Raw genomic sequence first — 7,474 nt, 5'->3', positions numbered from 1 at the left:
GTAGGGCTATCGCCAAGCGGTAAGGCAGCGGCTTTTGATGCCGCCATTCCCTGGTTCGAATCCAGGTAGCCCTGCCATATACAACGATATTGAGATTTTACCAATTATCTTGATATCTACAGATTAAGTTGCGGAAGTGGCGGAATTGGTAGACGCACCAGATTTAGGTTCTGGCGCCGCAAGGTGTGAGAGTTCAAGTCTCTCCTTCCGCACCATTATCGGAAAACCCAGCATGACTTTGCTGGGTTTTTTCTTTTTTTGGTTCTGGACTCGGGAAATCATTAGATTTGCCGAATTAAAAAAGCGAGCTCATGGCTCGCTTTTTTTCTATCTGAGATTAGAGTAGCTTACTACATACCTAACGCGTATTTCAGTACTTGAGCCTTAATTGGCCCTGAGTTTTCAGCAAGCTTCAATGCAGCATTACGTACGAACTTCAATGGCCCAAGATCGTTGCTAAAACCTTTATAGAAAAAGTCCATGCCCGTCTGCATGAGTAAGTTGTCAGGTCGACGTGCGCGTTCGTATTTCGCGAGTAAGGTATCTTCCAGCTTTTCTTGGTGTTCTGTTACCGAAAGGAGAACGTCTACATCTTTGAAGCCTAAGTTTACCCCTTGCCCTGCAAGCGGGTTGATCGTATGAGCAGAGTCACCCACTAACACGCAATTTTTGCTTGAGTAGCTTTGCGCATGACGACGAGTGAGTGGGAATGAGCCAAACTGTAAAACTTCAATATCGCCTAATTCAGCAGGGAAATGACGTAAAATTTCTTCTCTTAGTTGAGGTTTACCCATCGCACACAGTTGTTTAATACGTTTAGGCGAGTCATACCAAACCAAAGAACCTTGGCCTACTACTTGACCATCGTCGTTACTCAAAGAGCACAGAGGTAAAAATGAACGTGGGCCTGAAGGTGTAAATTGTTGCCAAGTAATATCTTGCTGAGGCAATTCTGTTTTCACATTAATCAACATGCAGTGTTGTCGGTAATCCCACGCAGTTACACCAATTCCAGCCAATTGACGAACTTTAGAGTTTGCACCATCAGCACCAATCACCCAGTTAGCTTCAAACTGCGCCCCACTTTCTAGTGTCACAAGATTTACATCTGCAAACTCAATGGCTTTTAATCGCTCAGGACACATCACGGTTAGATTTTCATACTGAGAGAAGACTTGCCAAAGACCTAATTGGATTAGGCGGTTTTCAACGATGTAACCTAGCTGATCCAATGACAATTCATCAGAGTTAAAACGAGTACGGCACTCTGGGTGCTCCCAAGTTTCTAAGCGCCGATAAGGACAAACTCGCATGCTCTTGATCTCTGACCATGCTCCGAGTGAATCAAGTAACTCCACCGACTGGTGCGAGATTGCAGATACACGAATATCCATCGCCTGAGCGGCATCAAAAACTTTAGGTTTTGTACCTTCGACCAAGACAACGCTTCTGCCCTGCTTGGCAAATCCAACAGCGACGGCTGCCCCGACCATACCGCCACCGATCACGGCGATGTCATACTTGTTCATTTTTCACTCTTCATCGTGCTGATTAATTGGCGTTTTTTATTGTACTTTCCATGGCTACATTTACAAAATTGTTTAACAAAAAACCTTGTTCAGCATAGGGCGAAAAACTAGATTTCATCAGGCTTTGCAGAGAATTAGCTAGATCACTAGTCAGGTGCTTTTTAAAGCAGTACAATACGCCGCTTACCGCCGTGATGGCGGCTATAATTTGAGCAATAGCTCTCCGATTTAAGTACAACTGAACGAGCGAAAGTGAGATGAGTAAGAAACTGCTAATTAAAACCTGGGGCTGCCAGATGAACGAATACGATTCATCAAAAATGGCCGACCTGCTTAATGCTGCAAACGGCTACGAGCTGACGGAAGAGCCAGAGGAAGCAGACGTACTTCTACTTAACACCTGTTCGATCCGTGAAAAAGCGCAAGAGAAAGTTTTCCACCAGCTAGGCCGCTGGAAAACACTAAAAGATAAAAAACCTGGCGTAGTTATCGGTGTAGGTGGTTGTGTAGCAACGCAAGAAGGTGACCATATTCGTGAACGTGCACCATACGTTGACGTTATTTTTGGCCCACAAACTTTGCACCGCCTACCTGAGATGATCAAACAATCTCAGTCCGATGATGCACCAGTTATGGACATTTCGTTCCCAGAAATCGAAAAATTCGACCGCCTACCTGAACCTCGCGCTGAAGGTGCGACAGCATTCGTTTCTATTATGGAAGGCTGCTCTAAGTACTGTACTTACTGTGTCGTACCGTACACTCGTGGTGAAGAAGTAAGCCGTCCAATGGATGACGTACTGTTCGAAATCGCCCAACTTGCTGAACAAGGCGTACGTGAAGTAAACCTTCTGGGTCAAAACGTAAACGCGTACCGTGGTCCTATGCACGATGGTGAGATCTGTTCATTTGCAGAACTGCTTCGTTTGGTTGCGTCTATCGATGGTATCGACCGTATTCGTTTCACGACGAGCCACCCGTTAGAATTCACAGACGACATCATCGCAGTATACGAAGATACGCCAGAACTTGTGAGCTTCCTGCACTTACCTGTGCAAAGTGGTAGTGACCGTATCCTAACGATGATGAAACGCCCTCACACCGCTATCGAATACAAATCGATCATCCGTAAACTGCGTAAAGCTCGTCCTGATATTCAAATCAGTTCAGACTTTATTGTTGGTTTCCCTGGTGAGACAGACAAAGACTTCCAAGACACCATGAAGCTAATCAAAGATGTAGACTTTGACATGAGCTTCAGCTTTATTTTCTCTCCACGTCCAGGTACGCCAGCAGCGGATTACCCTTGTGATGTGTCAGAACAAGTGAAGAAAGAGCGCCTTTACGAACTACAGCAAACTATCAATGCTCAAGCGATGCGTTACTCTCGCTTAATGCTTGGCACAGAACAACGTGTTCTAGTTGAAGGTCCTTCGAAGAAAAACCTAATGGAACTACGCGCTCGTACAGAAAACAACCGTGTAGTAAACTTTGAAGGTAGTGCAGACCTAATTGGTCAGTTCGTTGATGTGAAGATCGTAGACGTATTTGCAAACTCACTGCGTGGTGAGCTAGTACGTACTGAAAAAGACATGGATCTTCGTAGTGTGATTTCCCCAACGCAGATGATGGCGAAAACACGTCGCGAAGATGAGCTGGGTGTAGCTACTTTTACGCCGTAAGCTCGTATAAATAGCCATAGAGAGCCTGGTCGTTATCAGGCTCTCACTAAGTGGCAAAAAATGAGAGGCAACATTGAGCAATAAAATCGTAACTCTAGAAATTAACCTAGAACCTTCAGACAACCGCCGACTAGCTAGCCTGTGCGGTCCATTCGATGACAACATCAAGCATTTAGAACGTCGTCTAGGCGTTGAAATTAACCACCGTAGTGACCACTTTACGATTGTCGGTAAACCTCATACCGCATCAGCTGCGCTGGATATCCTGAAAACTCTATATGTTGATACCGCACCTGTACGAGGTGAGATCCCAGATATTGAGCCTGAGCAAATCCATCTAGCGATCAAAGAGTCTGGTGTTCTTGAGCAGAATACTGAGTCTAACATCGAGCATGGTAAAGAAGTCTTCGTCAAAACCAAGAAAGGTGTGATCAAACCACGTACGCCAAACCAAGCGCAGTACTTGGTTAACATGGTCACGCATGATATTTCTTTTGGTATTGGCCCGGCTGGTACAGGTAAAACCTACCTTGCTGTAGCAGCAGCTGTTGACGCACTAGAGCGCCAAGAGATCCGTCGTATTCTACTTACTCGTCCAGCGGTTGAAGCTGGTGAGAAATTGGGCTTCCTGCCTGGTGATTTAAGCCAGAAAGTCGACCCATACCTACGTCCGCTATACGACGCTCTATTTGAAATGCTGGGCTTTGAGCGCGTAGAGAAGCTGATTGAACGTAACGTGATTGAGGTTGCCCCTCTTGCTTACATGCGTGGTCGTACTCTAAACGACGCCTTTATCATTCTTGATGAGAGTCAGAACACCACAGTTGAACAGATGAAGATGTTCCTAACGCGTATTGGTTTTAACTCTCGCGCGGTTATCACTGGTGATGTCACGCAGATTGACTTACCTCGTGGTGCGAAATCGGGTCTTCGTCATGCTATTGAAGTACTAAGCGAAGTTGACGACATCAGCTTTAACTTCTTCTTAGCCGACGACGTTGTACGTCACCCTGTGGTTGCTCGTATCGTTAACGCGTACGAGAAGTGGGAAGCACAAGACCAGAAAGAGCGTAAAGAGTTCGAGAAACGCCGTCGTGAAGAACGCGATGCGAAGTTACTAGAAGCAGCAAAAGCCGAATTGAATGCACAAGTTGCTTCAACTAAGGAATAATCATGGCGATTGAACTTGATCTGCAACTGGCAGTCGAAAATGAAGAAGGTCTGCCTTCGCAGCAAGATTTCCAATTGTGGCTAGATAAGACCATTCCTCTCTTCCAGCCACAAGCCGAAGTCACCATTCGTATTGTTGATGAACAAGAAAGTCATACGCTCAACCATGAGTATCGCGGCAAAGATAAACCAACTAATGTGTTGTCGTTTCCATTTGAAGCACCTCCTGGTATGGAAATAGATTTACTTGGTGATTTGATTATTTGCCGCCAAGTTGTTGAAAAAGAGGCGGTTGAACAGAGCAAGCCTCTGCTAGCACATTGGGCGCATATGGTTGTACATGGCAGCTTGCATCTGCTAGGTTATGATCATATAGAGGATGACGAAGCCGAAGAGATGGAGTCCCTCGAAACCGAAATCATGCAAGGTATGGGTTATGAAGATCCTTACATTGCTGAAAAAGAGTAGCTATTGGCCACTCGACAGGGAAAGGCGAACCACCTAAATGACTCTCGTGTTCGCCTCTCTATGTGTGCTATCACACTTCTGATAGCGTTACTTAATTGAGAAACAATGAACGAAGATAATTCTCCCTCTTCTAACGAAGATAAGAAAGAAAAGGCAGAAGGTCCGAGTAGAAAGTCCTTCTTTGAACGTCTAGGTCAACTATTTCAGGGCGAACCAAAAGATCGCCAAGAGCTTGTGGATGTTATCCGCGACTCTGAAGTTAACGACCTGATTGACCATGACACTCGCGATATGCTTGAAGGTGTTATGGAAATCTCCGAAATGCGTGTGCGTGACATTATGATCCCGCGTTCGCAAATGGTTACAGTTGAGCGTACTCACGACCTTGATACCTTGGTTGCTTTGATTACCGATGCTCAACACTCTCGCTACCCTGTGATCAGCGAAGATAAAGACCATGTGGAAGGCATACTTCTAGCGAAGGACTTACTTAAATACTTAGGCTCAGGCAGCAATCCATTTGATATCGAAGAAGTCATTCGACCAGCGGTTGTAGTACCGGAAAGTAAACGCGTTGATCGACTGCTGAAAGAATTCCGTGAAGAACGTTATCATATGGCCATTGTTGTCGATGAATTCGGTGGTGTTTCTGGTCTTGTGACCATTGAAGATATCCTTGAGGAAATCGTCGGGGATATTGAAGATGAATTCGATGAAAGTGAAGAGACGGACATTCGTAAGCTGAGCAAGCATACGTTTGCTGTCAGAGCGCTGACAACCATCGAAGAGTTTAATGAGACATTCGGAACCAACTTCAGCGATGAGGAAGTTGATACCGTTGGTGGTATGGTCATGACTGCCTTTGGTCACTTACCTTCTCGTGGTGAACTGGTTGAAATTGAAGGCTACAACTTCAAAGTCACCGCTGCCGATAACCGTCGTGTCATTCAACTCCAAGTGACGATCCCAGACGAAGAAACCCTGGTTGAAGCCACTCAAGAGTAACGCGATACCCATTGGGAATCTCAGAAATTACAATGATGAATGAACTCTTTCATCGCCTTAAGCGGCCCTTAGTGGCCGCTTTTGTTGGCGCCTCTACTACACTCGCTTTCGCTCCTTACCAGCTGTGGCCTATTGCCATTCTTAGCCCTGCAATTCTACTGATTCTTCTTGCTAACCAAACTCCGAAACGCGCACTATGGATTGGTTATGCTTGGGGGTTAGGTCAATTTGCAACTGGCGTTAGCTGGGTTTACGTCAGTATCTCCGGTTTTGGCGGTATGCCGCTCATTGCCAATTTATTTTTAATGGGCTTACTTGTTGCCTACTTGGCTGTTTATTCAGGCTTATTTGCTTGGCTCAACAACAAACTGTTTCCTCAATTTACGCTCACAAAAGCACTTCTCGCTGCACCTGCTTTATGGCTGTTCAGTGATTGGTTGCGTGGTTGGGTGATGACCGGCTTCCCTTGGTTATGGCTAGGCTATAGCCAGATAGATGCTCCACTCGCAAGCTTTGCACCAATTGGCGGCGTAGAACTGCTTACTCTATTTATCCTTATCAGCGCAGGGGCGTTAGCCTATGCATGGATTCATAAGCAGTGGCTGATGGTGATTATCCCTGCGGTACTACTCAGTACTGGCTTTGGGATTCGCAACTACGATTGGGTAACACCCCGACCAGAAGACACGACTAAGCTCGCGCTGATTCAAGGTAACGTAGACCAGAACCTAAAGTGGCTACCAAGTCAACGCTGGCCAACCATCATGAAATACGCTGACTTAACTCGTGAAAACTGGGACGCTGACATTATCGTTTGGCCAGAAGCAGCAATTCCCGCTTTTGAAATTGAAGTGCCTTCATTTTTGAGCAATATCGACAGCGCTGCAAAAATGAATAACAGCGCAATCATCACCGGTGTCGTCAATCAAGCTGAAGATCGACAGTTCTACAACAGTATTCTGTCCCTCGGCATCACACCATACGGTGACTACAGCTTCGATTTAAGCGAACGTTACCATAAGCATCACCTACTACCGTTTGGTGAGTTTGTACCATTTGAAGATATTTTGCGCCCATTAGCGCCATTCTTTAACCTACCGATGTCATCGTTTAGCCGTGGGGCTTTTGTGCAGCCAAACATCGTTGCGAATGGCATGCACATGGCACCAGCGCTTTGCTATGAGATCATCTTTAATGAGCAAGTGCGTCAAAATGTGACTGACGAAACAGACTTCATTCTAACGCTTTCAAACGATGCATGGTTTGGTCACTCTATCGGCCCTCTTCAGCATATGGAGATCGCCCGTATGCGTGCCTTAGAGTTGGGCAAACCGCTCATCCGCTCGACTAACAATGGATTAACAGCGGTAACCGATCACAAGGGTAAAATCGTTGAGCAAGTTCCGCAGTTTGAAACTGCAGTACTGCGCGCAGAGCTCACCCCAACCGATGGGAAAACGCCATATCGAATCGTTGGTACTTGGCCATTGTATATTTGGGTAGGGTTAAGTTTAGCGCTGGCTTTCGGTTTAAGAAGAAAACAGAGCTGATAACAGCTTGAAAGTAGAAAAGACAAAAAAGAGGCGACTAAGCCTCTTTTTTATTCATTGCATTATACAG

Annotated in this window: 6 protein-coding genes and 2 tRNA genes; 7 read left to right on the top strand and 1 reads right to left on the bottom strand. The window is 45.7% G+C overall.

Translation table 11 applies throughout. The features are described from left to right. The first annotated feature begins 2 nt into the window (after positions 1-2). Together R7Z47_RS15925 and R7Z47_RS15920 are read left to right on the top strand one after the other, a co-directional pair. Positions 3-77, top strand: a tRNA-Gln gene (locus R7Z47_RS15925). 53 nt (positions 78-130) lie between these two features. Beyond that, a tRNA-Leu gene (locus tag R7Z47_RS15920) sits at positions 131-215 on the top strand. A gap of 135 nt (positions 216-350) precedes the next feature. On the opposite strand, the gene R7Z47_RS15915 is transcribed toward R7Z47_RS15920, so the two are convergent. Continuing rightward, complete coding sequence (locus R7Z47_RS15915; protein WP_130545255.1) at positions 351-1,529, bottom strand: 2-octaprenyl-3-methyl-6-methoxy-1,4-benzoquinol hydroxylase; 1,179 nt, start codon at positions 1,527-1,529, stop codon at positions 351-353. A gap of 257 nt (positions 1,530-1,786) precedes the next feature. Between R7Z47_RS15915 and miaB the strand changes: the two genes are divergently transcribed. From miaB to lnt, 5 genes are all read left to right on the top strand, one after another. Then, a complete protein-coding gene (gene miaB, locus R7Z47_RS15910; protein WP_005373038.1) occupies positions 1,787-3,211 on the top strand; it encodes a tRNA (N6-isopentenyl adenosine(37)-C2)-methylthiotransferase MiaB in 1,425 nt (474 codons plus the stop codon). Between the two features lie 73 nt (positions 3,212-3,284). Next, positions 3,285-4,382, top strand: a complete 1,098-nt coding sequence (locus R7Z47_RS15905; protein WP_005373033.1) for a PhoH family protein — start codon at positions 3,285-3,287, stop codon at positions 4,380-4,382. Positions 4,383-4,384: 2 nt separating this feature from the next. Further along, positions 4,385-4,849, top strand: a complete 465-nt coding sequence (gene ybeY / locus R7Z47_RS15900; RefSeq protein ID WP_005373030.1) for an rRNA maturation RNase YbeY — start codon at positions 4,385-4,387, stop codon at positions 4,847-4,849. A gap of 105 nt (positions 4,850-4,954) precedes the next feature. Beyond that, on the top strand, positions 4,955-5,854 hold the full coding sequence (gene corC / locus R7Z47_RS15895; protein ID WP_005384118.1) for a CNNM family magnesium/cobalt transport protein CorC: 900 nt from the start codon (positions 4,955-4,957) through the stop codon (positions 5,852-5,854). 32 nt (positions 5,855-5,886) lie between these two features. Next, positions 5,887-7,404: an apolipoprotein N-acyltransferase gene (gene lnt / locus R7Z47_RS15890; protein WP_213866974.1), complete on the top strand. Its 1,518-nt coding sequence runs from the start codon at positions 5,887-5,889 to the stop codon at positions 7,402-7,404. Positions 7,405-7,474: the final 70 nt, after the last annotated feature.

Source organism: Vibrio sp. 1641 (assembly GCF_033339995.1).
Lineage (GTDB): Bacteria > Pseudomonadota > Gammaproteobacteria > Enterobacterales > Vibrionaceae > Vibrio > Vibrio alginolyticus.
This window is presented reverse-complemented; position numbering and strand designations above follow the sequence as displayed.